We start from the raw sequence: 218 nt of genomic DNA, 5'->3' as shown, positions 1-218 counted from the left end.
AACAATGGAAGTGTAACAGTAACGGCTACCGGTGGAACGGCTCCTTATACCATTTTATGGTCTAATGGAGGCACAACCTTTACCGCTAACAATTTTGCAGCAGGTACTTATACCGCCGTTATCACCGATGCTAACGGATGTACTTCCAATGTAAGTGTAACCATCACGCAACCGGCAACAGCTTTGGCTTCTACTAATACCACTACCAACGTATCTTG

The 218-nt window shown here is 45.0% G+C and carries 1 pseudogene; it reads left to right on the top strand.

Going from position 1 to position 218, the window contains the following annotated elements:
- Positions 1 to 218 (top strand): annotated as a pseudogene (locus tag HA632_RS00130) (T9SS C-terminal target domain-containing protein); the annotation flags it as partial.

This window comes from Flavobacterium sp. J49, from assembly GCF_011742145.1.
In the GTDB taxonomy this organism is placed as follows: Bacteria; Bacteroidota; Bacteroidia; order Flavobacteriales; family Flavobacteriaceae; genus Flavobacterium.
This window is presented reverse-complemented; position numbering and strand designations above follow the sequence as displayed.